General features: G+C 65.9%; 19 protein-coding genes and 2 tRNA genes. 16 read left to right on the top strand and 5 right to left on the bottom strand.

Annotated features, from left to right (window positions below; genetic code table 11):
• Nucleotides 1-45: 45 nt before the first annotated feature.
• From glmM to phoR, 8 genes are all read left to right on the top strand, one after another.
• Nucleotides 46-1,389 (top strand): phosphoglucosamine mutase, encoded by a 1,344-nt coding sequence (gene glmM / locus JTE92_RS23740; RefSeq protein WP_063238182.1) that lies wholly within the window; start codon nt 46-48, stop codon nt 1,387-1,389.
• Between the two features lie 231 nt (nt 1,390-1,620).
• Entirely contained in the window at nt 1,621-2,652 is a 1,032-nt protein-coding gene (pstS, locus tag JTE92_RS23735) for a phosphate ABC transporter substrate-binding protein PstS (protein WP_063238181.1), read from the top strand.
• Nucleotides 2,653-2,770: 118 nt separating this feature from the next.
• Nucleotides 2,771-3,739 carry a phosphate ABC transporter permease PstC gene (pstC, locus tag JTE92_RS23730; protein WP_063238180.1) on the top strand — a complete coding sequence of 323 codons (969 nt, stop codon included), beginning with the start codon at nt 2,771-2,773 and terminating at the stop codon, nt 3,737-3,739.
• Between the two features lie 5 nt (nt 3,740-3,744).
• Nucleotides 3,745-4,650 carry a phosphate ABC transporter permease PstA gene (gene pstA, locus JTE92_RS23725; RefSeq protein ID WP_063238179.1) on the top strand — a complete coding sequence of 302 codons (906 nt, stop codon included), beginning with the start codon at nt 3,745-3,747 and terminating at the stop codon, nt 4,648-4,650.
• Nucleotides 4,651-4,706: 56 nt separating this feature from the next.
• On the top strand, nt 4,707-5,495 hold the full coding sequence (pstB, locus tag JTE92_RS23720) for a phosphate ABC transporter ATP-binding protein PstB (RefSeq protein ID WP_063238178.1): 789 nt from the start codon (nt 4,707-4,709) through the stop codon (nt 5,493-5,495).
• A gap of 55 nt (nt 5,496-5,550) precedes the next feature.
• Nucleotides 5,551-6,255 (top strand): phosphate signaling complex protein PhoU, encoded by a 705-nt coding sequence (gene phoU / locus JTE92_RS23715; protein ID WP_029046387.1) that lies wholly within the window; start codon nt 5,551-5,553, stop codon nt 6,253-6,255.
• Between the two features lie 27 nt (nt 6,256-6,282).
• Nucleotides 6,283-6,990 carry a phosphate regulon transcriptional regulator PhoB gene (gene phoB / locus JTE92_RS23710; protein WP_063238177.1) on the top strand — a complete coding sequence of 236 codons (708 nt, stop codon included), beginning with the start codon at nt 6,283-6,285 and terminating at the stop codon, nt 6,988-6,990.
• Nucleotides 6,991-7,123: 133 nt separating this feature from the next.
• Nucleotides 7,124-8,500, top strand: a complete 1,377-nt coding sequence (phoR, locus tag JTE92_RS23705) for a phosphate regulon sensor histidine kinase PhoR (RefSeq protein WP_063238176.1) — start codon at nt 7,124-7,126, stop codon at nt 8,498-8,500.
• Between the two features lie 10 nt (nt 8,501-8,510).
• Here phoR and ppk1 read toward each other — a convergent pair whose 3' ends face one another.
• Entirely contained in the window at nt 8,511-10,598 is a 2,088-nt protein-coding gene (gene ppk1, locus JTE92_RS23700) for a polyphosphate kinase 1 (RefSeq protein ID WP_063238263.1), read from the bottom strand.
• 187 nt (nt 10,599-10,785) lie between these two features.
• Between ppk1 and ppx the strand changes: the two genes are divergently transcribed.
• Complete coding sequence (gene ppx, locus JTE92_RS23695; protein ID WP_063238175.1) at nt 10,786-12,318, top strand: exopolyphosphatase; 1,533 nt, start codon at nt 10,786-10,788, stop codon at nt 12,316-12,318.
• Nucleotides 12,319-12,379: 61 nt separating this feature from the next.
• Here the strand turns inward: ppx and JTE92_RS23690 are convergent, their stop codons facing one another.
• The 3 genes from JTE92_RS23690 to infA form a co-directional block, all read right to left on the bottom strand.
• Nucleotides 12,380-13,219: a GNAT family N-acetyltransferase gene (locus tag JTE92_RS23690; protein WP_063238174.1), complete on the bottom strand. Its 840-nt coding sequence runs from the start codon at nt 13,217-13,219 to the stop codon at nt 12,380-12,382.
• 436 nt (nt 13,220-13,655) lie between these two features.
• A complete protein-coding gene (locus tag JTE92_RS23685; RefSeq protein ID WP_063238173.1) occupies nt 13,656-14,132 on the bottom strand; it encodes a SixA phosphatase family protein in 477 nt (158 codons plus the stop codon).
• A 229-nt stretch (nt 14,133-14,361) separates the two neighbouring features.
• Complete coding sequence (gene infA / locus JTE92_RS23680) at nt 14,362-14,583, bottom strand: translation initiation factor IF-1 (RefSeq protein WP_008641674.1); 222 nt, start codon at nt 14,581-14,583, stop codon at nt 14,362-14,364.
• A gap of 652 nt (nt 14,584-15,235) precedes the next feature.
• On the opposite strand from infA, the gene JTE92_RS23675 reads away from it, so the two are divergent.
• Both JTE92_RS23675 and JTE92_RS23670 read left to right on the top strand, forming a co-directional pair.
• On the top strand, nt 15,236-15,766 hold the full coding sequence (locus tag JTE92_RS23675; RefSeq protein WP_063238172.1) for a hypothetical protein: 531 nt from the start codon (nt 15,236-15,238) through the stop codon (nt 15,764-15,766).
• 154 nt (nt 15,767-15,920) lie between these two features.
• On the top strand, nt 15,921-16,679 hold the full coding sequence (locus JTE92_RS23670; protein ID WP_063238171.1) for a DNA polymerase III subunit epsilon: 759 nt from the start codon (nt 15,921-15,923) through the stop codon (nt 16,677-16,679).
• A gap of 99 nt (nt 16,680-16,778) precedes the next feature.
• On the opposite strand, the gene JTE92_RS23665 is transcribed toward JTE92_RS23670, so the two are convergent.
• Nucleotides 16,779-16,855: transfer RNA gene (locus JTE92_RS23665), tRNA-Pro, on the bottom strand.
• A 407-nt stretch (nt 16,856-17,262) separates the two neighbouring features.
• Here JTE92_RS23665 and JTE92_RS23660 point away from each other — a divergent pair.
• The 5 genes from JTE92_RS23660 to JTE92_RS23640 all read left to right on the top strand — a co-directional run bounded on the left by JTE92_RS23660 (nt 17,263) and on the right by JTE92_RS23640 (nt 21,783).
• A complete protein-coding gene (locus JTE92_RS23660; protein WP_063238262.1) occupies nt 17,263-18,510 on the top strand; it encodes a GGDEF domain-containing protein in 1,248 nt (415 codons plus the stop codon).
• Nucleotides 18,511-18,561: 51 nt separating this feature from the next.
• Nucleotides 18,562-18,638: transfer RNA gene (locus tag JTE92_RS23655), tRNA-Arg, on the top strand.
• Nucleotides 18,639-19,278: 640 nt separating this feature from the next.
• Complete coding sequence (locus JTE92_RS23650) at nt 19,279-19,947, top strand: CDP-alcohol phosphatidyltransferase family protein (RefSeq protein WP_063238261.1); 669 nt, start codon at nt 19,279-19,281, stop codon at nt 19,945-19,947.
• Between the two features lie 7 nt (nt 19,948-19,954).
• Nucleotides 19,955-20,782, top strand: coding sequence for a HalD/BesD family halogenase (locus JTE92_RS23645; RefSeq protein WP_063238170.1), 828 nt, complete (start codon nt 19,955-19,957; stop codon nt 20,780-20,782).
• Nucleotides 20,779-21,783 carry a flippase-like domain-containing protein gene (locus tag JTE92_RS23640; RefSeq protein ID WP_063238169.1) on the top strand — a complete coding sequence of 335 codons (1,005 nt, stop codon included), beginning with the start codon at nt 20,779-20,781 and terminating at the stop codon, nt 21,781-21,783. Before JTE92_RS23645 ends, JTE92_RS23640 begins: the two co-directional genes overlap by 4 nt.
• Nucleotides 21,784-21,803: the final 20 nt, after the last annotated feature.

The following is a 21,803-nucleotide window of genomic DNA, read 5'->3' as shown; positions in this document are numbered from 1 at the left end:
GCGCCAGGCAGCGCAACGCAAGACAGAACAGAAAGGGAACAGCGAATGACACGCAAGTATTTCGGGACCGATGGCATCCGGGGGCGCGTTGGCGAGGCGCCGATCACCCCCGACTTCGTGATGCGCCTGGGCCATGCGGCCGGCAAGGTGCTGGCGCACGGCGCCAGGACCGGGCAGGGCCGCCCGACCGTGCTGATCGGCAAGGACACCCGCATTTCCGGCTACATGCTCGAAGCTGCGCTGGAAGCCGGCTTTACTTCGGCCGGCGTGCACGTGCTGCTGACCGGCCCGCTGCCCACGCCGGGCATTGCCTACCTGACGCGCGCGCTGCGCCTGTCGGCCGGCGTGGTGATCTCGGCCAGCCACAACCCGTACTACGACAACGGCATCAAGTTTTTCTCCGCCGACGGCGACAAGCTGCCCGACGCGGTCGAGGCCGAGATCGAGGCCGCCATCGACGAGCCGATGTTGTGCGCGCCCTCCGACGACCTGGGCCGCGCCCGCCGCATCAACGATGCCCCGGGCCGTTACATCGAGTTCTGCAAGAGCACTTTCCCGCATGAGCAGGACCTGCACGGCCTGAAGCTGGTAGTCGACTGCGCCCATGGCGCCGCCTACCACATCGCGCCGCACGTCTTCCACGAGCTGGGCGCCGACGTGGTCTCGATCGGCAACCAGCCGGACGGCCGCAATATCAACGCAGGTTATGGCGCCACCGCGCCCGCCAGGCTGATCGAGGCGGTCAAGGCCAACGGCGCCGACCTGGGCCTGGCCTTCGACGGCGATGCCGACCGGCTGCAGGTGGTGGATGCCGACGGCCGTCTCTATAACGGCGACGAGCTGCTGTACCTGATCGTGCGCGACCGCCAGGCCAACGGACAGGTGGTGCCAGGCGCAGTGGGCACGCTGATGACCAACATGGCGGTGGAACTGGCGCTGCAGCGCCAGGGCGTGGAATTCGTGCGCGCCAAGGTTGGCGACCGCTATGTGCTGGAAGAGTTGAACAAGCGCAACTGGACGCTGGGTGGCGAGGGCTCGGGCCACCTGCTGTGCCTCGATCGCCACAGCACCGGCGACGGCATCGTCTCTGCGCTGCAGGTGCTGGCGGCACTGCGCCGTAGCGGCAGCACGCTGGCGCAACTGCTGGAGGGTGTCTCGCTGTTCCCGCAGACCTTGATCAACGTGCGCGTGCAGAAGGGTTTCGACTGGCAGTCGCATGCCGGCCTGCAAGCCGCGCGCGCGGCGGTCGAGCCGGCACTTGAAGGCCGCGGCCGGGTGCTGATCCGTGCCTCCGGCACCGAGCCGGTGGTGCGGGTGATGGTGGAGGCCGAACAGGCCGAAATGGCCGAGCGCGCCGCGAAGACGCTGGCCGAAGCGCTGGGCGCCTGATCCGGCGCATTTGTGACACCAACGCCGGGCTGGTCCCGGCGTTTTTTAACGCAATTTCGCAATTAACCGCTGTCACATTGCGCCCGCATGACAATCCGATGGCGGCTTGAAACCCAAGCTGGCAGCGGCTTTCAAGAAGATTCAAAGATGTCACGGAATTGTCATATCGGGAGCATACAGTTCGTCTTGTCAAAAATTTGTCATTCCCAACCAATGTTCTCTGGAGGACATATGAAGCTGGTCAAGACTGCCGTGGCAGGCATCGTTTCGATGGTCGTAGCGGGTACTGCGTTCGCGGCGGAAATTACCGGTGCAGGCGCTTCCTTCCCGGCGCCCGTGTATTCCAAGTGGGCCGACGCATACAACAAAGCAACGGGCAACAAGGTCAACTATCAATCCATCGGTTCGTCGGGCGGCATCAAGCAGATTGGTGCCAAGACGGTCGATTTCGGCGCCTCGGACGCGCCGCTGAAGGACGAGGAACTGAACAAGCAGGGCCTGGTCCAGTTCCCGACGGTGATCGGCGGCGTGGTGCCGGTGATCAACCTGCAAGGCGTGAAGCCGGGCGAACTGACCATCACCGGTGACGTGCTGGCCAATATCTACCTGGGCAAGATCAAGAAGTGGGACGACCCTGCCATCAAGGCGCTGAACCCGCAAGCCAAGCTGCCGAGCCAGGACATCCTGCCGGTGCGCCGCGCCGACGGCTCGGGCACCACCTTCATCTTCACCAACTACCTGTCCAAGGTCAGCGCTGACTGGAAGGGCACGGTGGGCGAGGGCACCACGGTCAACTGGCCGGGCGGCGGCACCGGCGGCAAGGGCAACGAGGGCGTGGCCGCCTTCGTGCAGCGCCTGAACGGCGCCATCGGCTACGTCGAGTACGCCTACGCCAAGCAGAACAAGATGACCCACGTGAACATGAAGAACGCGTCGGGTGCCGTGGTCAAGCCGGGCGACGATGCCTTCAAGGCCGCCGCCGCCGGCGCGGACTGGAGCAAGAGCTACTACCAGATCCTGACCAACCAGCCGGGCAAGGATGCCTGGCCGATCGCCGGCGCCACCTTCATCCTGGTGCACAAGAGCCAGGAAAAGCCGGCGCAAGGCGCGGAAGTGCTGAAGTTCTTCGACTGGGCCTACAAGAGCGGCGCCAACATGGCCGCCGACCTGGACTACGTGCCGCTGCCGGAGAGCGTGGTCAACCAGATCCGCTCGACCTGGAAGACCAGCGTGAAGGACGCCTCGGGCAAGGCGCTGTACTGATCTGACGGCATCGCCGGCCCCGCGTGAGCGCGGGGCCGGTGTCCGGGCAGCCTGATTCTTGCCCGGACACTGCGCTCCCGCCCAGGCGGGAGTGGCGATCCACCCTGAATTCTCCGACATGGCGACTCTCTCCTCCGACACCCGCGGCGTCCAGCCACCGAGCCGGCTCGGTGACCTCCTGTTCGGCGGCCTGACCCGCGGCGCCGCCATCGTGACGCTGCTGCTGCTGGGCGGCATCATCGTCTCGCTGGCGATCAGCGCCTGGCCCTCGATCGAGGCCTTCGGTGTGCGCTTCCTGTGGTCCGCGGAGTGGGATCCTCCCGCCGATGTCTACGGCGCGCTGGTGCCCATCTACGGCACCATCGTGACCTCGCTGATTGCGCTGATCATCGCGGTGCCGGTGAGCTTCGGCATCGCCCTGTTCCTGACCGAGCTGTCGCCCGCCTGGCTGCGTCGCCCGCTCGGCACCGCCATCGAGCTGCTCGCCGCGGTGCCGTCGATCGTGTACGGCATGTGGGGCCTGCTCGTGTTCGCGCCGATCTTCGGCGAGTATTTCCAGAAGCCCCTGGCCGCCACGGTGGGCCAGCTGCCGGTGATCGGCAAGCTGTTCCAGGGCGCGCCGCTGGGCATCGGCCTGCTGTGCGCGGGCGTGATCCTGGCGATCATGATCATTCCCTACATCGCCTCGGTGATGCGCGACGTGTTCGAAGTCACCCCGGTGCTGCTCAAGGAGTCCGCCTACGGCGTGGGCTGCACCACCTGGGAAGTGATGTGGAACGTTGTGCTGCCCTACACCCGCGCCGGCGTCATCGGCGGCGTGATGCTGGGCCTCGGCCGCGCGCTGGGCGAGACCATGGCCGTCACCTTCGTGATCGGCAATACCAACCTGCTGGACAGCGCCTCGCTGTTCTCGCCGGGCAACAGCATCACCTCGGCGCTCGCCAACGAGTTCGCCGAAGCCGGCGTCGGCCTGCATACAGCCGCGCTGATGGAGCTCGGCCTGATCCTGTTCTTCATTACCTTCGTGGTGCTGGCGCTGTCCAAGCTGCTGCTGCTGCGCCTCGCCAAGAATGAGGGCGCCAAATGAGCCAAATGACCCAAGCGAGCCGGGCTGTGTCTTCCGTATCGATCCCCGCCGTCCGTCCCGATGCCGATGCCGTGCGCGCGCGCCTGCAGGGCCGCCGCCGCCGCGTCAACCTGTATGCGCTGACCGCTTCGCTGGTGGCGATGGCCTTTGGCCTGTTCTGGCTGGCGTGGATCCTGTGGACCACTGTCACGCTGGGCGTGGGCGGCCTGTCGCTGGACCTGTTCACGCAGATGACGCCGGCACCCAACACCGCCGGCGGCGGTCTGGCCAACGCCATTTTCGGCAGCTTCGTGATGGTGGGCATGGCCACGCTGTTCGGCACGCCGCTGGGTATCCTGGCCGGCATCTACCTGGCCGAATATGGCCAGCGCTCGCCGCTGGCCAGCTTTATCCGCTTCATCAACGACATCCTGCTGTCGGCGCCGTCGATCGTGATCGGCCTCTTTGTCTACGCGCTGGTGGTGACTCGCATGGGCCACTTCTCGGGCTGGGCCGGCATCTGCGCGCTGGCGCTGCTGCAGGTTCCGATCGTGGTGCGCACCACCGAGAACATGCTGAACCTGGTGCCCAACTCGCTGCGCGAGGCCGCCTTCGCCCTGGGCACGCCCAAGTGGAAGATGGTGCTGTCGATCACGGTGAAGTCATCGTACGCCGGCATTGTGACGGGGGTATTGCTCGCGGTGGCGCGCATTGCCGGTGAAACCGCGCCGCTGCTGTTCACCGCGCTGTCCAACCAGTTCTGGACCTCCGACCTGAACAAGCCGATGGCCAACCTGCCGGTGACCATCTTCCGCTTCGCCATGAGCCCGTTCACCGAATGGCAGCAACTGGCCTGGGCGGGCGTGTTCCTGATTACGCTCGGCGTGCTGGCCCTGAACATCCTGGCGCGCATCCTGTTCAAGAAGAGATAAGCGGCGGGACGACCTATCCCACGTTTCGCCATGAAGACTGCAAGCGAGAGAACGCAATGACCTCCACCGTCATCGACATTCCTGATTCGGTACGCGCCAAGATCGACGTGCGCAACCTGAACTTCTACTACGGCCAGTTCCATGCGCTGAAGAACATCAACATGTCGATCCCCGACCGCAAGGTCACGGCCTTCATCGGCCCCTCGGGCTGCGGCAAGTCGACGCTGCTGCGCACCTTCAACAAGATGTATGCGCTCTATCCCGAGCAGCGTGCCGAGGGCGAGATCAACATGGACGGCGACAACCTGCTGCACGCGCGCCAGGACATCGCCCTGTTGCGCGCCAAGGTCGGCATGGTGTTCCAGAAGCCGACGCCGTTCCCGATGTCGATCTACGACAATATTGCCTTCGGCGTGCGCCTGTTCGAGAAGCTGTCGCGCTCGGAGATGGACGACCGCGTGGAATGGGCGCTGACCAAGGCGGCGCTGTGGAACGAGGCCAAGGACAAGCTGCAGCAGTCGGGCTACGGCCTGTCGGGCGGCCAGCAGCAGCGCCTGTGCATCGCCCGCGGCATCGCCATCCGCCCGGAAGTGCTGCTGCTCGACGAGCCGTGCTCGGCGCTTGACCCGATCTCCACCGGCCGCATCGAAGAGCTGATCGCCGAGCTGAAGGACGAGTACACCGTGGTGATCGTGACCCACAACATGCAGCAGGCCGCGCGCTGCTCGGACTACACCGCCTACATGTACCTGGGCGAGCTGATCGAGTTCGGCGAGACCGAGAAGATCTTCATCAAGCCGCACCGCAAGGAAACGGAAGACTACATTACCGGCCGCTTCGGTTGATTCGGCCGATCGTTACCGCAGGGCGTAGCATACCAACAGCGGCCAGGAGAAACCCATGCCAGACAAGCACCTGTCGACCCAGTTCGACGCCGACCTCAACGCGATCAACACCAAGCTGCTGCAGATGGGCGGGCTGGTCGAGTCGCAGATCGAAGTGGCCATGCGCGCGCTGGCCGACTTCGACGCCGACCTGGCCGACCAGGTCATCGCACGCGAGCAGCAGCTCAATGCGCTGGAGGTCGAGATCGATGCCGATTGCGGCAATATCATCGCCCGGCGCCAGCCGACCGCGCGCGACCTGCGCCTGGTGATGGCCATTTCCAAGACCATCACCAACCTGGAACGCGCCGGCGACGAGGCAGAGAAGATCGCCAAGCGCACCAAGCACATCATGGAAGACGCATCGGCGCACAGCATCAACTACGCCGAGGTGAAGTTGTCGGGCGAGATGGCGATCTCGCTGCTGCGCCAGGCGCTGGATGCCTTCGCCCGCCTGGATACCGTGGCGGCGGCGCGCATCGTCAAGGACGACAAGGCCATCGACGAGGAATTCCGCGGCTTCGTGCGCAAGCTGATCACGTACATGATGGAAGACCCGCGCACGATCTCGGTCGCGCTGGATTTCCTCTTTATCGCCAAGGCGGTGGAGCGCATCGGCGATCACGCCAAGAACATCGCGGAATTTATCATTTACATTGTCAAGGGAACGGACGTCCGCCATGTCTCGCGCGAGGACATGGAGCGCGAAGCCCTGAGCTGAGCCGCCTGATTGCGGAGAACGATACACATGCCGAGCAGTATTCTCGTTGTCGAAGACGAACCGGCGATCGCCGAACTGATCGCCGTCAACCTGCAGCACGCGGGGCACTATCCGATCCGCGCCTATAACGCCGAGCAAGCGCTGTCGCTGATGAGCGACGTGTTGCCCGATCTGGTGCTGCTGGACTGGATGCTCCCGGGCAAGTCGGGCGCGACCTTCGCCAAGGAGTTGCGGACGAACGATCGCACCCGCCAGATCCCGATCATCATGCTGACCGCCCGCGGCGAGGAGCAGGACAAGGTAATGGGCCTGGAAGCCGGTGCCGACGATTACGTCACCAAGCCGTTTTCGCCCAAGGAGTTGCTGGCCCGCATCAAGGCGGTGCTGCGCCGCCGCGCGCCGCAGCTGACCGACGACGTGGTGGCGATCAATGGCCTGCGGCTGGACCCGGCCACGCATCGCGTCACCGGCGAGGACGACAGCGGCCCGATCAAGCTGGACCTGGGTCCGACCGAGTTCCGCCTGCTGCACTTCCTGATGACCCATCCGGAGCGCGTGCACAGCCGGTCACAGCTGCTCGACCAGGTCTGGGGCGACCACGTCTTTGTCGAGGAGCGCACCGTCGACGTGCACATCAAGCGCCTGCGCGCAGCGCTTACCCCGGGTGGCTACAGCAACATGATCGAAACCGTGCGCGGCAGCGGCTACCGCCTCGCGCGCGTTCCCGGCGCCTGAGCGGCCGGCGGCGCGGGGCGGCGCCATTCCGCCCCGCGCTATCCCCCACGCTGCTGGCGGGGCGCGGCGAAATCGTGGCACACTCCGTCGCAACCGATGCGGCCGCTGCCGGCCGCTAGCATGAACCCTGCGCATGAATGTCATCTGGGCCCGTTCCGCGGCTATCCTGATCAGCCTGGTGGTGGTATCCGCCGGCGTCTACCTCGCCTTCGGCCCGATCGCCGCGCTGGCACTCGCATGCGCGGTGCTGCTCGGGCTGCTTTGCTTCTACCTGTACCAGATCAACCGCCTGTGGAAAGTGCTCGACGCGCCGGTCTATGGCGAGATCCCGAGCGCCGTGGGCCTGTGGGGCGAGGTGTATTACCGTCTGCACCGACTGGTCAAGCGCTGGCGCACGCAGGTGCTGCAGGTCGAGCAACAGCACACCCGCTTTATCCAGGCCATCCAGGCCTCGCCCAACGGCGTGCTGATGCTGGACGACGCCGACCAGATCGAATGGTGCAACGACGTAGCCGAGCAGCACTTCGGCCTGAACGCGCGCCGCGACGTGCGCCAGCGCATCACGCACCTGATTCGCCGGCCCGAGTTTGTCCACTACCTGACGCGGCAGCGTTTCGACGATCCGCTGGTGATGCGCGACATGGGCGAACACAAGCACAGCGTGATCGCGGTGCAGATCCTGCCCTACGGCGACAACCGCAAGCTTGTGATCACGCAGGACATCACCAAGCTGGAAAACACCGAAGCGATGCGCCGCGACTTCGTTGCCAACGTCTCGCATGAGCTGAAGACGCCGCTCACGGTGTTGACCGGCTTCCTGGAAACCGTGCGCGACCTGCCGGTGTCGGAAGACGATCGCCGCCGCTATGTCGACATGATGCTGGTGCAGTCGATGCGCATGCAAAGCATCGTCGATGACCTGCTGGCGCTGGCCAGGCTGGAAAGCGACGCGCAGCCGCCGGGCAACGACACGGTGGCCGTGCAGGCGATGGTCGCGCACCTGATGCATGATGCCGAGGCGCTGTCGCAAGGCCGGCACAAGATTGCGGCCGAGATCGACCCCACGGTGGGATTCCGCGGTGCCGACACCGAGCTGTTGTCGGCACTGGGCAACCTGGTGTCCAACGCAGTGCGCTACACGCCGGAGGGCGGGCGCATCGCGTTGCGGCTGGGCTGGGAAGAGGGCCATGCCGTGTTCTCGGTGGCCGATACCGGGCTTGGCATCGCCGCCGAACATATCCCGCGGCTGACCGAGCGCTTCTACCGCGTCGACCGCAGCCGTTCGCGCGATACCGGCGGCACCGGGCTGGGCCTGGCCATCGTCAAGCACGTGCTGTCGCGCCACCATGCCGACCTGCGCGTGACCAGCGAGGAAGGGCGCGGCAGTGTGTTTCGCATCATCTTCCCGCTGGAGCGCAGCGTGCGCAGCCTGAGCGATGCCGCCTCCACCGCCACTGCCGCCGTGCCGGCATCGCCGCAGGCACCGGATTCGTCGCGCCGGGCCGCCTGAGCGGTTCGACTCACGGATTGCCGCCGAACATCACCAGCATGTCGTTCTGGCTGATGCGCGGATGCCTGGAGCGCGTCTGCTTGCGCACATAGTTGCCGTCCGGCTGCATGATCCACGCGGAAGCATTGTCGCGCAGGTGCACCTGCAGGCTTTCCTTGATCACGCGCGCCTTCAGCGCCTTGTCCAGCACCGGGAAGGCCACCTCGACGCGGCGGAACAGGTTGCGATCCATCCAGTCGGCGCTGGACAGGTACAGCACCTCTTCGCCGCCCGCGCGGAAATAGTAGACGCGATGGTGTTCCAGGAACCGTCCGACGATCGACCGCACCGAGATGTTCTCGGACATGCCCGGCACGCCCGGCATCAGCGCGCAGACGCCGCGCACGATCAGGTCGATCTTCACCCCCGCGCGCGAGGCCTTGTACAGCTCGTCGATGATCGACGGTTCCAGCAGCGCATTCATCTTGGCGATGATCCGCGCCGGCTTGCCGGCGCGCGCGTGGCGGGCTTCGGCGCGGATATGCTCGACCAAGTTGGTCTGCATGGTGAACGGCGATTGCCACAGGTGGTTCAGCCGGATCGTGCCGGCGGTGCCGGTCAGCAGCTGGAACACGTGGTGCACGTCTTCGCAGATCGCCTCGTTGGCGGTCAGCAGCCCGAAGTCGGTATAGAGGCGCGCGGTGCGCGGATGGTAGTTGCCGGTGCCCAGGTGGGCGTAGCGGCGCAGCTTGACCTGCTTGGCCTTGGGACCGGTTGGCTCGCGCCGCACGATCAGCAGCATCTTGGCGTGGCACTTGTGGCCGACCACGCCGTAGATCACGTGCGCACCGGCTGACTCCAGCCGCTCGGCCCAGTTGATATTGGTCTCTTCGTCGAAGCGCGCGAGCAGCTCCACCACCACGGTGACTTCCTTGCCGTTGCGCGCGGCGGTCATCAGCGCTTCCATCACCAGCGATTCGTTGCCGGTGCGGTACACGGTCTGCTTGATCGCGACCACGTTCGGGTCCGTGGCGGCCAGTTGCAGCAGGTCCAGCACCGAGCTGAAGCTCTCGTACGGGTGGTGCAGCAGCACGTCCTGCTGGCGCATCACGTCGAACATCGACATGCCGCTGGCGAAGGCCTTCACCGGCGCCGGCACATACGGCGAGTACTTCAGTGCGGGACGATCGACCATGTCGGGGATCTGCATCAGCCGCACCAGGTTCACCGGGCCGGACACCCGGTACACGTCCTGCTCGCTCAGGCCCGATTCCAGCAGCAGCCGGCGTGCCAGCGGCATCGGGGTATCGGAGGACACCTCCAGCCGCACCGTGTCGCCGAAATGGCGCGTCGGCAGTTCGCCCTGCAGCGCCTCGCGCAGGTCGGTGATCTCGTCCTCGGAAACGAACAGGTCGGAGTTGCGCGTGACGCGGAACTGGTAGCAGCCGTGCACCGCGATCGCCGGGAACAGCTCGTGCACGAAGCCCTGCATGAACGACGACAGCATCACGAAGCCGAACGGGTAGCCCGACAGCTTCTCCGGCATCTTCACCACGCGCGGCAGCGCGCGCGGCGCCTGCACGATGGCGAGGTCGGCTTCGCGGCCGAAGGCATCCTTGCCGGACAGCTCGACCACGAAGTTCAGGCTCTTGTTGAGCACGCGCGGGAAAGGGTGGGCGGGGTCCAGCGCGATCGGCGTCAACACCGGCGCCAGCTCGCGCTGGAAGAACTCGCGCGCCCATTCGCGCTGCGGGTCGGTCCAGGTCGTGGTCAGGTGGAAAAAGACACCTTCTTTTTCAAGAAGTGGAAAAATGGTGTTCTGCAGCATGTCATACTGCGAAGCAACAAGCCGCTGCGTGCGCTCGGTGACAAGCTGGTAAGTCTGCTGGAAGGACAGGCCATCCGGCGTCAGCCCCGAGGCGTTGTCGCGCATCTGTTCCTTCAGGCCCGCCATGCGGATTTCAAAGAACTCGTCCAGGTTGCTGGACACGATGCAGATAAACTTCAGCCTCTCCAGTAGCGGTACTTTAGGGTCCGCGGCTTGCGACAGCACGCGGGCATTGAATTCCAGGATGCCCAGCTCACGATTGAGCAGCGTGCTGGACGGCGTCGTCGACATGGTCATGACCTTCTTTGGGTAATGTGGCGACTTTTTCATAGAATCATGTCACTTTCATGACAGTTTGATTTTGTCATGAGGCGGACATGACAAGGACATATTTTTCCGGGGCGTGAACGCCGGCAGCGGGACACCTGCCCGGGCCGAGCCACGCAGCACGAACGCGAACCAGCCTTCCTAGCACACGATGAACAACACTCCACGCCTGCTCGCCGCCGTCGACATGGGCTCGAACAGCTTCCGCCTGATGATCGGGCGGGTGGACGAGACCACCACGGCCAACGGCACCGCGAGCCAGATCTTCCAGGTCGACGCCCTGCGTGAGCCCGTGCGGCTGGCGGCTGGCCTGACGCCCGACAAGTACCTGGACCAGCCCGCACGCCGGCGCGGCATCGATGCGCTGCGGCGTTTCGGCGACCGCCTGCGCGACTTCGCGCCGGACCAGGTGCGCGCGGTGGCCACCAATACGCTGCGCGTCGCCAGGAATGCATCCGAGTTCCTGATCGAGGCCGAGAACGCGCTCGGTTTCCCGATCGAAGTCATCGCCGGGCGCGAAGAAGCGCGGCTGATCTACCTGGGCGCCTCGCACGATGCGCCGGCCTGCCAGGGCAACCGGCTGGTGGTGGACATCGGCGGCGGCTCGACCGAGTTCATCATCGGCAGCGGCTACCAGTCCAAGCTGATGGAGAGCCTGTACATCGGTTGCGTATCGCATAGCCGGCAGTTCTTTCCCAGCGGCAATGTCGACGAATACGCGATGAAGCAGGCCGAGCTTGCCGCGCGCCGCGAGATCCAGGTGCTGGTGCGCCAGTACCGCGCCGCCGGCTGGGAGCAGGCGGTCGGTTCGTCGGGCACGGCGCGCGCGCTGGCCGAGCTGATCGAGCTCAACGGCATGAACGACAACCCGGCCGACCATGGCATCACGCGCGAAGGGCTGGAGCGCCTGAAGCGCGCGTTGATCAAGGCCGAGAACACCAACCGCGTCAAGCTTACCGGGCTGAAGCCGGACCGCATCCCGGTGCTGCCGGGCGGGTTGTCGATCATGCTGGGCGTGTTCGCCGAACTCGACATCGACCGCATGGACGTCACCGACGGCGCGTTGCGCCTGGGCGTGCTCTACGACCTGCTGGGGCGCAGCCACCATGAGGACATGCGCACCGTCACGGTCGACCAGTTCATGCGCCGCTACGGCGTCGACCGTGCCCAGGCAGGGCGCGTGCGCGGCACCGCGCAGGCGCTGCTGTCACAGTTCCCGGAGCCCGCCAACGAACGGCGCGAAGACAACCTGGCGCTGCTGGGCTGGGCCGCGAGCCTGCATGAGATCGGCATGTCGATCTCGCACAGCGGCTACCACAAGCATTCGGCGTATATCTCCACGCATGCGGACATGCCGGGCTTCTCCAAGACCGACCAGGCGCGGCTGGCCACGCTGCTGCTGGGGCATGCGGGCAAGCTCGGCAAGCTGTCGGGCAGCGGCAAGTTCGTCGACTGGCGCATGCTGTTCAGCCTGCGCCTGGCCTTCGTGCTGTGCCGGCGCCGGTCGGACGTCGGCTTGCCCGACATCCGCGTCAGCCAGCTGGCCGAGGCGCTCGACGAAGGTTTCGAGGTGCGCCTGCCCAAGACCTGGATCGATGCCAACCCGCTGATCGAATACAGCCTCGCGCAGGAGGCCGACGAGTGGCAGCGGGTCGGCAAGCGCTACAAGGTCGTCTACGACTGACGAACGGCCGAGCGTGGCGGAAGGGGCCGCCGCTCGGGCGGCCTGGATCATGCGCCCTGGATCATACAGCCTGGTTCAAGCCGAGGAAGTGGCGGGCGTAGCGCGGGTTCATGTCGTTCACGCGCAGCAGCGTCAGGAAGTCGGCCACGTTGAAATCCGGATCCCAGGCCGGCTGGCCGCAGATCTTTGCCCCAAGGCGCAGGTAGCCCTTGATCAGCGCGGGCGGCTCGACCTCGAGCTGCTGGTTCAGGTCCTCGACCGGCAGCGGCAGGCGCGGGAAGGCATGGTATTCGATCGGTGCCAGGTAGCGCTCGCTGAACAACCGGTGCAGGCTGGCCGCATAGTGGCCGCCGTCGCTCATCGGCACGCTGGCGCAGCCCAGCATCGACTCGATGCCCCAGCGCTGCAGGTACTCGCCCAGTCCGCCCCACAGCGCCATGATGACGCTGCCCGAGCGATAGGCGCGGTGCACGCAGGAGCGGCCCAGCTCCAGCATCTTGGGGCGCAGGTGGGACAGGCGCACCAGGTCGAATTCCGATTCCGCGTACAGGCAGCCCAGGCGCTTGGCTTGGTGCGGCGGCAGCACGCGGTAAGTGCCGACCACGCGCAGCGTGGCCATGTCGCGCACGATCAGGTGGTCGCAGTAGCCATCGAACATGTCGATGTCCAGCTCCGGCACCGAAGACGTCAGGCGTGCGCCCATCTCCTCGGCGAACACCTTGTAGCGCAGGCGCTGCGCCTCGACTATTTCGTCCTGGTGGCGCGCCCACGCCACGCTGAGAGCAGGCGACTCACTTGCCTTATCCGATTGGCGATGAAGACGGCTCCGCGCCGTCTGGCCGCCAAGGCCATTGGGCAAAGAGTCGAAGAGCGGCTGGGTCGGCGTGGGGAGGTCTCGCATCAGTATGTCCTTTTGGTGACGAAACTGTTGCGATGCAATGTAGTGAGGCGCGGTGACAGTGCCGTGACCCGGCGATGACGCTTCCGTGACGTCCGGCGGGCCGCTGGTGCCGGTGGTGCCGGTGCTGCCATTGCGCGGCCGGGTGGCTTCGCGGAGCGGGTCCGCCGGCGCGCTCGCGGGCTGGCGGGGACGATGGGGGTCTGACGGGCAATCCATGGGAAATCTCCGTGACACCTGCGGTCGATGCCCGTGCCTGGCATGGCTAGGGCGGCGCGGCCAGGGAGGCGGCGCCGTAGCGACTCTAGGGAGCGGAGATTCCGGCTGCCATCAGCTATTTCAGATTTTGCCGGGCGCGATCATGGCCGGCCATGCCAGAAGCCGCAGCCGGCCCGCGCGGGCCGGCTGCACTGGCGGGCTCGGAAATATCCGGGCTGTGTCAGAGAAATTCAGGGTTGATGACCGCACGCAGCACGGTCTGCGGCTCGCTTTCGCGGGTCCGTCCGGTCAGCCACCAGATGCCTGCCTTGCGCACGCTCCAGTCCATCTCGTTGCCGGCCAGAAGCAGGCTGGCGACGCGTCCGATCCATGGCTGGTGCCCGACCACCACCACGTGCTCGGTGCGTTCGGGCCATTGGACCGCGGCAAGGACTGCGCTGACGTCGGCGCCGGGGGCCAGCGCTTCGACGACTTGCGCGTCCCCCGTCAGCGCCGCCGCGGTCTCGAGGGTGCGTACGGAGGGGCTGCACAGCACGCGCGTATCCGACGGCAGATGCGCACGCAGCCATTTGGCGGACGCCTCCGCCTGCTTGCGGCCGCGGCGCGTCAGGGGCCGCTGCAGGTCGGCGTGGCGGCTCAGGCTGAGGGCGTCGGGGAGGTCTTCGGCTTCGGCGTGGCGCCAGAGGATCAGGTTCATGTCGGGCGAGGCGATGGTGATGCTTCGAGTATGGTGAAGCTGCCCGACCGGCGCAAGCGGGCGCAAGCGGATAGGCTGGCGCCGTTGAGGATCGTAAACGAAATCGGGCCGCCCCTCGGGCAGCCCGCAAGTGTGTCCGGGCGCGGTGTCAGCTGCGTGACAGCGCGTCGGCAGCGCCCCGGAGTCCACTTGTGACGGCGGGAGCGGCGGGCTCCGGCCGTGCGAAGACTCAGGACTTGTGGCGGAAGTTGATGCGGCCCTTGGTCAGGTCGTAGGGCGACATTTCCAGGGTCACGCGGTCGCCGGCCAGGATGCGGATGCGGTGCTTCTGCATCTTGCCCGAAGCGTATGCCCAGATTTCCACGCCGTTTTCCAGCGTGACACGATAGCGGTTGTCAGGCAGGGCTTCCGACACCACGCCGCCAAATTCAATGAGTTCTTCCTTAGCCAATCTGCTTTCCTTTTCGGCAGCCCGCGAAGGCTGCATGGTTGGGTTATCAAAAATTCCGGTCCGGTTTCGTCCCGCCCGAAGGCAGGGCGCAAACCAGCGCACATTCGCCATGCTGGCGAACCGCGCCATTGAAGTCGTTCGGGGCAGGCGCCAGCGGACGGTCCCGCGCGGCGCCACGCGTGGCGCCAGATACTCGATCCATGCCGGTCGCGCCCCGGCCAGGCGGGCGCGGATTGCCTGGCGTGGACGCTGCCGGTGACGGCCTGGGCGGCCGTTCGCTACGCGGAGCAGGGCGGGCAGGTGTACCCGGTGGTTCGCCAGTTCTGGTGTCGCCGCGGATGGCCGCGCCGGCTGCTGCTGAGCGCTCGCAAGAGCGCGCTGGTGAGAACGCCCGGTTACAGGGATGCACGGACACCCCGGGGCTACTTGCTCTTGTATTGTATCACGTACGCAGTTGCAGCATTGCCGCGCGAACACGGGCACGCGGCCGGGCGATGGTGCTTTGTGCGGTGCACGATCTGCGCGAATTTCAGTGATTTGTAAGTAACTTTACGTGTCCGGCATGCCTTGGTATTTGCCCCGTATGGGCTAGAACTAACTCGTACGGCCACCGGAAGCCAGCGGGGCCGGAAATCTCGCAAGGAGACTTGCCATGGAACTCCATCTGGACTCGCACCGCTACGTCCGCTGCACGCCGGACTGGCGGGCTGCCGTGGTGGCTGGGCTGATCGCCGGCGCTGTCTACATGGTGCTTGAGCTGCTGACGGCGCGCTTCCTGATGTACCAGGGCGCCTGGGGCACGGTGAAAATGGTGGCGGCCATTATCCTGGGCCGCGAAGCGCTTTCCGCCGATGCCTTCAACTGGACCATAGTGCTGTCAGCCGGCACGGTGCATTTCGCACTGTCGATCATACTTTCGGCAGTGCTGGCGATGATCCTGTCGTCGTTCCGGCTCGATTCCAGCATGGGGCTGGCGTCGCTGGCTGGCATCGTGTTTGGCGCCGTGATCTACCTGATCAATTTCTATGTGTTCGGCCGCTATTTCAACTGGTTCGACGAGGCGCGCGGGTGGGAGAGTCTGTTCGCGCACGCACTGTTCGGGCTGGTCGCTGCGGATGTGTATGTCAATCTCGAGCGGCGCGGCGGCGACACCGCCGGCCCGCAGCCGGGCGGAAATGGTTAGCTTGTACTGGCGCGTCGGCCGTCTCCAACCGGCTGGCGTCTTCAGCTAGCCCATCTGGTTGATATGACGTTTGGCACCCCCGCACTACGCTAGAGGCAAACGACCATAGCGGCCGCCGCCAACGTGCCTTGCGGACGGTCACACCGGAGTGCCCATGCGGGTCGCAATCGTCAGTACCGAGACAACCGGGCTCACGCCAGCGGACGAGCCTGTCAGCATCGGCCTGCTGCTTGTCGAAGTGGCGCCGAGGGCGGGCAGTCTCGTGCGCGAAATCACTGACTATTACGGTTCGCAGGAGCCCACCGTGCCGATCAGCGAGGCTGCGACCGGCATGCACGGCCTGACCGCCGAGATGCTGCGCGGGCAGCGCTTCGACGTCGGCGCGATCCGCGCCATCGTCGAAGATGCCGACGTGCTGGTCGCCCACGGCGCCGAATTCAATGTCCGCATGCTGGAGAAAGTGCTGCCCGACATACAGGGCAAGCGTTGGCGCTGCTCGGTGCGCCAGGTGCGCTGGTCCCAGTATTTCCATGCGCCCAACCACAAGCTCGATACGCTGTGCGAGCACCTGCGCATCTTCCGGCCGCGGCCGCAGATCGCGCTGGACGACTGCCTGGCGCTGTCCAGGCTCTTGTTCCAGCAGATGGGGGCGGTAGGCCAGGCCACGCCGATGGGCTTCCTGCTCGCGCAGCCGGACTATGTGCCGCGGACGGTCGCGCAAGGCGCGGCGGCTTCCCCTGCCAATGTGGCGCCGCCACCGCCTGTACCGCCACAACGGGACGGCGGCCCCGGCTGGCTGCCGCAGGTCGACAAGCAACACGATGGTGCCAGCCGCGGCCTCGTGCTGGCGGCCGTGGTGCTGCTGCTGACCGCGGCCGCGCTGATCTGGCCCGACATGATGCCGCGCTGGTGAGCGGGGCCGATGCAGTCGCGCAGGGGAGGGCGGGAAAGAAAAGAAAAACGGCCCGGACATTGCTGTCCAGGCCGTGTTCCTTGAAGCCAAAATCAAAACTGGTCGGGGCGACATGATTCGAACATGCGACCCTCTGATCCCAAATCAGATGCGCTACCAGGCTGCGCTACGCCCCGAAGCCGGCTATTGTAGCGTGCACCGACAGGTGCGGTCAATCTGGCGTACCCGACACATGGTGGGGCGCGAGCCGTCCAAGGGCGCGCTCCCCCTTTTGGCGGGGGCGCTTTGGCTTGACTTGGGTTTGCGCGCTGCGATAATCCCGCACACCGCTTTAGTCCGACCGGCGTGATGTTGGGAATGCTGGTTGCAGATTCCTGCCGGACTGACCTGATCACCATAACAAGAACGGCGCTCCCTGTCCTGGCGAGCGCCTCGGCGCGTTGGCATTGCCTCTGGCAACGCCTCGGCGGCCCGACACAGGATATGCGGCAATCGATGACAACGGTCCGGCACAGGACCGGCATAAGAAAGGGAAAGGCGGCGCCTGGCGGAGCGCTGCTTGTCGCCTTGGACGGGAATGAAGATGTTTCAGTCGCATATTGTGGTGCTCATCGCAGGGCTGTTTGCCTTGCAGATGGCGGTGGTTTGCGTCGTACTGCGTCGGTCCGCGGGCATGGGCCGCAGTGGCCTGACGTCATGGGCGCTGGGCAATGTCGCGGCGGCGATCGCCTCGGTGCTGGCTGCGGTGCAGGACTCGCGCCCCGCGTGGCTGGCGCCGGAGGCAACCGACCTCGCGTTGCTGGCTGCGCTCGCCTTGATGGCGATCGGGGCGCGTCATTTTGCGGGTCGCTCAGGCAGGACCGGATTGCTGCTGGGAACCTGCCTGGCTGCCGCGGTCGGCGTGGCATGGCAGATGGCGGCGCCGGGCATCCCCGATGCGCCGCTGGCAGGGCTGCAGATGGCGCCGCTGCTGACGGCATGCCATATCGGCTTGCTGCTCGACGTGACCCGCAGCATCGGCCCGTCGGTGCGGACTGCCCGCGGCATCGGCCGCCTCGCGGCCGCATCGCTGGTGCTGATCGCCATTGCCGTGGCCGCGACCAACGCATGGACCATGGCATTGCCGGTTGCCGAGCTGGTGCAGGACGGCGCCTGGCCGCAGCCATTGCCGTGGGACGGCGAACTGGCCCTGCTCAACGTCTTCGCGCTGGTCGGTCTCTCGGTCAGCGTTGCGCTGATGGTGCACGATCGGCTGCGGCGCATGCTGGAACGGCGCGCGCGGCATGACGACCTGACCGACGTGCTGCTGCGCGGGGCCTTCTGGGAAGCGCTCGAACAAGCCTGCCTGCAGGCCGAGCGCCAGCGCAAGCCGTTGACCGTGGCTTTTGTGGACCTGGACCACTTCAAGGCGATCAACGATGTCTACGGCCACCTGGCTGGCGACAGCGTGCTGCGGCACTTCGCCGGACTGCTGCGGCGTACCAGCGGCCCGCAGGACGTGATCGGGCGACTGGGCGGAGAAGAATTTGCCATCGTCATGCCTGATACCGGAATGGAAAATGGCCGGCTGGCCTGCATGCGGCTGGCGACCGCCGTGCGCGCGAGCCCGTGTCCTTCCGAGCCCGATGCGATCGCCTACACCGTCAGCATCGGCCTGGCCACGCGCAACCCCGGGGAGGGCGCCGACGCGCTGATGCGCCGTGCCGACCGCGCCTTGTATGACGCCAAGCTCAAAGGCCGCAACGGCGTGTCGATGCACCCGGTTGCCGGCAATCATGCGCCGGCGGTGGGCCGCTACGCCACCCGCGGGAGCGAGCGCCTGGCATCCTGAACGCCGCGGATCCGCACTGCGGGCCGGCGCTGCGGTAGAATGCACGCCTTCGCGTCCTTAGCTCAGTTGGATAGAGCACTCGCCTTCTAAGCGAGCGGTCAGAGGTTCGAATCCTCTAGGACGCGCCACGGTTTGCGGGCGATCGCCCGCGCGGCCTGGCCACCGAAGCGGTCTCGGGAGACGCCCAGGGCAAGGCGAGGGCAATCGCGGGAGCGCATCTGTCCCCCGCTGTGGGTATGGCGAATCCATCGGGAATCTCAGGCATCACACCCCATTCGGGGCAGATCGCATTTTCGTCGCCATGGGGCAATTTGCGGGAGGCCTCCCCCGCAGTCGGGGACACACACCACCACCTTGTTCCCGTTCCGGCGGCCGTCGGGGCGTGATAGCCACCCTCCAGAGCGCCTCGCGCTGATTGGCGAACAGCGCCCAGGCCTGCTCGATCTTACCCAGCTTGTAGCGGTGATCCGGTGTTCGAGGCTGAGACGTTCGCTGCCTCGACAGCTTGTCGGAATCACGTCTATTATTGACGCAATGAAGGCCGAAGTGCAGTTGTCTGTGCACGCAAGAGACGGCGCCTTGCCGCGGGGCTTGCGGTCGCACTGTTTGGACGCAACTGCATGAACGCGACTGCAGCGCGGAATCCGGCGCGGAATCCGGCGCGCGATCGACCTTGGCCCTTCAGATTGAAACAATGCCAAGCAAAGCACGCGAACAGGCCCTGCAGTCCTGGCCATGTCGCATTTCCTGCCGCGGGGTATTTGCAAGATGAGCAGCCATCCAATGGAGCCGCATGCGCAGCCGCCATCTCCGCGCACATGGGACGCACGTCTGGCGCGGCGGCTTGTCGAACCGCTCAAGGATTCCTGGGTTACGCCCAATCATCTGACCACAGTCCGGCTTTTGACCGGCCTGGCCGGCGCGGCGTGCCTCGCGCAAGGCGGCTTCGCCTGGGCGAATGGCGGTGCGCTGCTGATCGTGCTTTCCAATTTTATTGACCACACTGACGGAGAACTCGCGAGGATCAGCGGGAAATCCAGCAAGTTTGGCCATTTCTACGATCTTGCCAGCGACGCACTGGTCACCATGCTGCTCTTCGTCAGCATGGGGATCGGCGTCTCGGGCCAGTTTCAGGACGCTGCGGTGCCAGCGGTCGTGCGCGGCAGCGTGGCGGGCGTGGCCGTGGCGCTGATCTTCTTCCTGCGCATGCGCATCGAAGCGCTCGCTGGCAAGACCGCCACGAAACAGGCCTCGGCCGGTGGCTTCGAGACGGAGGATGTGCTCTACCTCCTGCCGCTTGTGACCCTGAGCAGTGCCATCAGCCCGTTCCTGACGGTGGCGTCGATCGGCGCGCCCTTGTTCGCGGCATGGGTGGTCATCGACTACTGGCGCGCCGTGCGGCGCGCCCGCCCCGTTACAGCGGCTACCAGACCATGAGGCGCCGATGAGCGAACAAGCCGAAGCGGACCGGGATCTTCTCACCCTGTCTGGCGAGCGGCAGCAGCCGTTCGTCGACCCTGCCGACGCGCGTGCCGATCCCGATGCAGGTGTGGCCGCCCGTGTTGGCACACTCGGGCACAGCGCGCTGCGCGCGGAATTCGACCGCCAGGGTGCGTTCCTGCATGTGGGTGAATTCTTGCCAGCCGAAGTCACCGAAGGGCTGGTTGCCAGCGCCCTGGCCTTGCAAGACCGGATCAATCGCAATTATCTCCCGGGCCACAAGCAGGGCGGCAGCGTCAGCCGCCATACGATCGACCAGCACGCGCCTTTTATCGCGCAACTCTATCGGTCCAAGGCGCTGATCGGCTGGCTCGAACAGATCTGCGGCGAGCAGCTGCTGCCTTCGCCGGAGCAGGATCCGCATGCCTACGCGCTCTATTACTACACACGCGAGGGCGATCATATCGGCTGGCATTACGACACCTCTTACTACAACGGCCGGCGCTATACCTTGCTGTTCGGCGTGATCGACGAATCGTCGTGCCGTCTCGACTATGAATTGCACACGCGCGAGTCCGGCGTGCCCGTGCAGGCGGGGTCGGTACAGATTCCCCCCGGTGGCCTCGTTTTCTTCGATGGCGACAAGCTGCGCCACCGCATCACGCCACTCGGGGCGAACCAGATGCGGGTGTCGCTGACCTTCGAATACGTCACCGACCCGGGCATGCGGCCCTGGCTGCGTTTCGTCTCCAACATGAAGGACGCGCTCGCTTATTTCGGCTTCCGGCAAGTATTCAAGCGGCTGGCCAGGGGCCAGCAGCTCCGGGCATGACGCGTGCGGCGATGATTTCGCTGTCGGTCGGTGCGGCGCTCTTTGTCGCCCTGATTGCCTTTACCGGCTTCGGCCCGGTGGCGTCGACGCTGATGTCGGCGGGCTGGCTGAGCCTGTTGGTGGTGGCGTTCCACCTGCTGCCGCTGGCGCTGGATGCAGGTGCCATTTTCGTACTGTTCGATCGCCACGCCGGACATCGCACCATGCGAGACGCGCTGCTTGCGCGCTGGGTGGGCGAGTCCGTGAACAGCCTGCTGCCCGCCGGACAGCTGGGTGGGCCGGTGCTGATGGTGCGCCATCTCGCGCAACGCGGTGCGCGCATGCGCGACGCTGCCGCGGCCATCACCGTCAGCACGACGATGCAGGCGATCGCGCAGCTGGTGTTTGCGGTGCTTGGACTCGTGCTGTTCGGCGCGTCAACGGCGAGCGGCGCGGGCGAGGATGTGCGGCTGCCGGTCATTGCCGTCACCGCGGTGCTGGCGCTGTGCCTGTTCGGGTTCTATGTGGCGCAGCGGCGCGGCCTGTTCGGGCGCGTGCTGCGCTTGCTGTCGAAATTGTCAGGAAAGCGCGACTGGTCTGCGCTGACCACGCGCGCCGATGCCGTGGACGCAGCCGTGCGGCAGATATATCGTGCGCCCGGCAAGGTCGCCGCGACCTTCGCACTGAGCCTGGCGGGCTGGCTGGTCGGCACCGGGGAGGTGTGGCTGGCCCTGCGGTTTCTCGGCCATCCCGTCAGCTGGCTCGACGCCTTGCTGCTGGAGAGCGCCGGGCAGGCGATCCGCGGCGCCGCGTTTGCGATTCCCGGCTCGCTGGGTGTCCAGGAGGCTGGCTACCTGCTGCTCGCGCCATTGGTAGGCCTGCCTGCCGACGCGGCGCTGGCGTTGTCGCTGATCAAGCGCGCCCGGGAAATCGTGCTTGGCGCGCCCGGGCTTCTGTACTTGTACTGGAGTGAACGAAACCACCGGCGGCGAAGCTTGGGGGGTGTGCCGACTACCGATTGATGGCGATTTGCATGGAGCGG

The organism is Cupriavidus oxalaticus, assembly GCF_016894385.1.
GTDB classification, from domain to species: Bacteria; Pseudomonadota; Gammaproteobacteria; order Burkholderiales; family Burkholderiaceae; genus Cupriavidus; species Cupriavidus oxalaticus.
Note: the sequence above shows the minus strand (reverse complement) of the source record. Positions and strands in the feature narration are given on the sequence as shown.

What these genes read in the sequence shown, in the direction of transcription:
- glmM (WP_063238182.1), top strand. Translation starts at nt 46, where the DNA reads ATGACACGCAAGTATTTCGGGACCGATGGCATCCGGGGGCGCGTTGGC.
- pstS (WP_063238181.1), top strand. Translation starts at nt 1,621, where the DNA reads ATGAAGCTGGTCAAGACTGCCGTGGCAGGCATCGTTTCGATGGTCGTA.
- pstC (WP_063238180.1), top strand. Translation starts at nt 2,771, where the DNA reads ATGGCGACTCTCTCCTCCGACACCCGCGGCGTCCAGCCACCGAGCCGG.
- pstA (WP_063238179.1), top strand. Translation starts at nt 3,745, where the DNA reads ATGACCCAAGCGAGCCGGGCTGTGTCTTCCGTATCGATCCCCGCCGTC.
- pstB (WP_063238178.1), top strand. Translation starts at nt 4,707, where the DNA reads ATGACCTCCACCGTCATCGACATTCCTGATTCGGTACGCGCCAAGATC.
- phoU (WP_029046387.1), top strand. Translation starts at nt 5,551, where the DNA reads ATGCCAGACAAGCACCTGTCGACCCAGTTCGACGCCGACCTCAACGCG.
- phoB (WP_063238177.1), top strand. Translation starts at nt 6,283, where the DNA reads ATGCCGAGCAGTATTCTCGTTGTCGAAGACGAACCGGCGATCGCCGAA.
- phoR (WP_063238176.1), top strand. Translation starts at nt 7,124, where the DNA reads ATGAATGTCATCTGGGCCCGTTCCGCGGCTATCCTGATCAGCCTGGTG.
- ppk1 (WP_063238263.1), bottom strand. Translation starts at nt 10,598, where the DNA reads ATGTCGACGACGCCGTCCAGCACGCTGCTCAATCGTGAGCTGGGCATC.
- ppx (WP_063238175.1), top strand. Translation starts at nt 10,786, where the DNA reads ATGAACAACACTCCACGCCTGCTCGCCGCCGTCGACATGGGCTCGAAC.
- JTE92_RS23690 (WP_063238174.1), bottom strand. Translation starts at nt 13,219, where the DNA reads ATGCGAGACCTCCCCACGCCGACCCAGCCGCTCTTCGACTCTTTGCCC.
- JTE92_RS23685 (WP_063238173.1), bottom strand. Translation starts at nt 14,132, where the DNA reads ATGAACCTGATCCTCTGGCGCCACGCCGAAGCCGAAGACCTCCCCGAC.
- JTE92_RS23675 (WP_063238172.1), top strand. Translation starts at nt 15,236, where the DNA reads ATGGAACTCCATCTGGACTCGCACCGCTACGTCCGCTGCACGCCGGAC.
- JTE92_RS23670 (WP_063238171.1), top strand. Translation starts at nt 15,921, where the DNA reads ATGCGGGTCGCAATCGTCAGTACCGAGACAACCGGGCTCACGCCAGCG.
- JTE92_RS23660 (WP_063238262.1), top strand. Translation starts at nt 17,263, where the DNA reads ATGTTTCAGTCGCATATTGTGGTGCTCATCGCAGGGCTGTTTGCCTTG.
- JTE92_RS23650 (WP_063238261.1), top strand. Translation starts at nt 19,279, where the DNA reads ATGAGCAGCCATCCAATGGAGCCGCATGCGCAGCCGCCATCTCCGCGC.
- JTE92_RS23645 (WP_063238170.1), top strand. Translation starts at nt 19,955, where the DNA reads ATGAGCGAACAAGCCGAAGCGGACCGGGATCTTCTCACCCTGTCTGGC.
- JTE92_RS23640 (WP_063238169.1), top strand. Translation starts at nt 20,779, where the DNA reads ATGACGCGTGCGGCGATGATTTCGCTGTCGGTCGGTGCGGCGCTCTTT.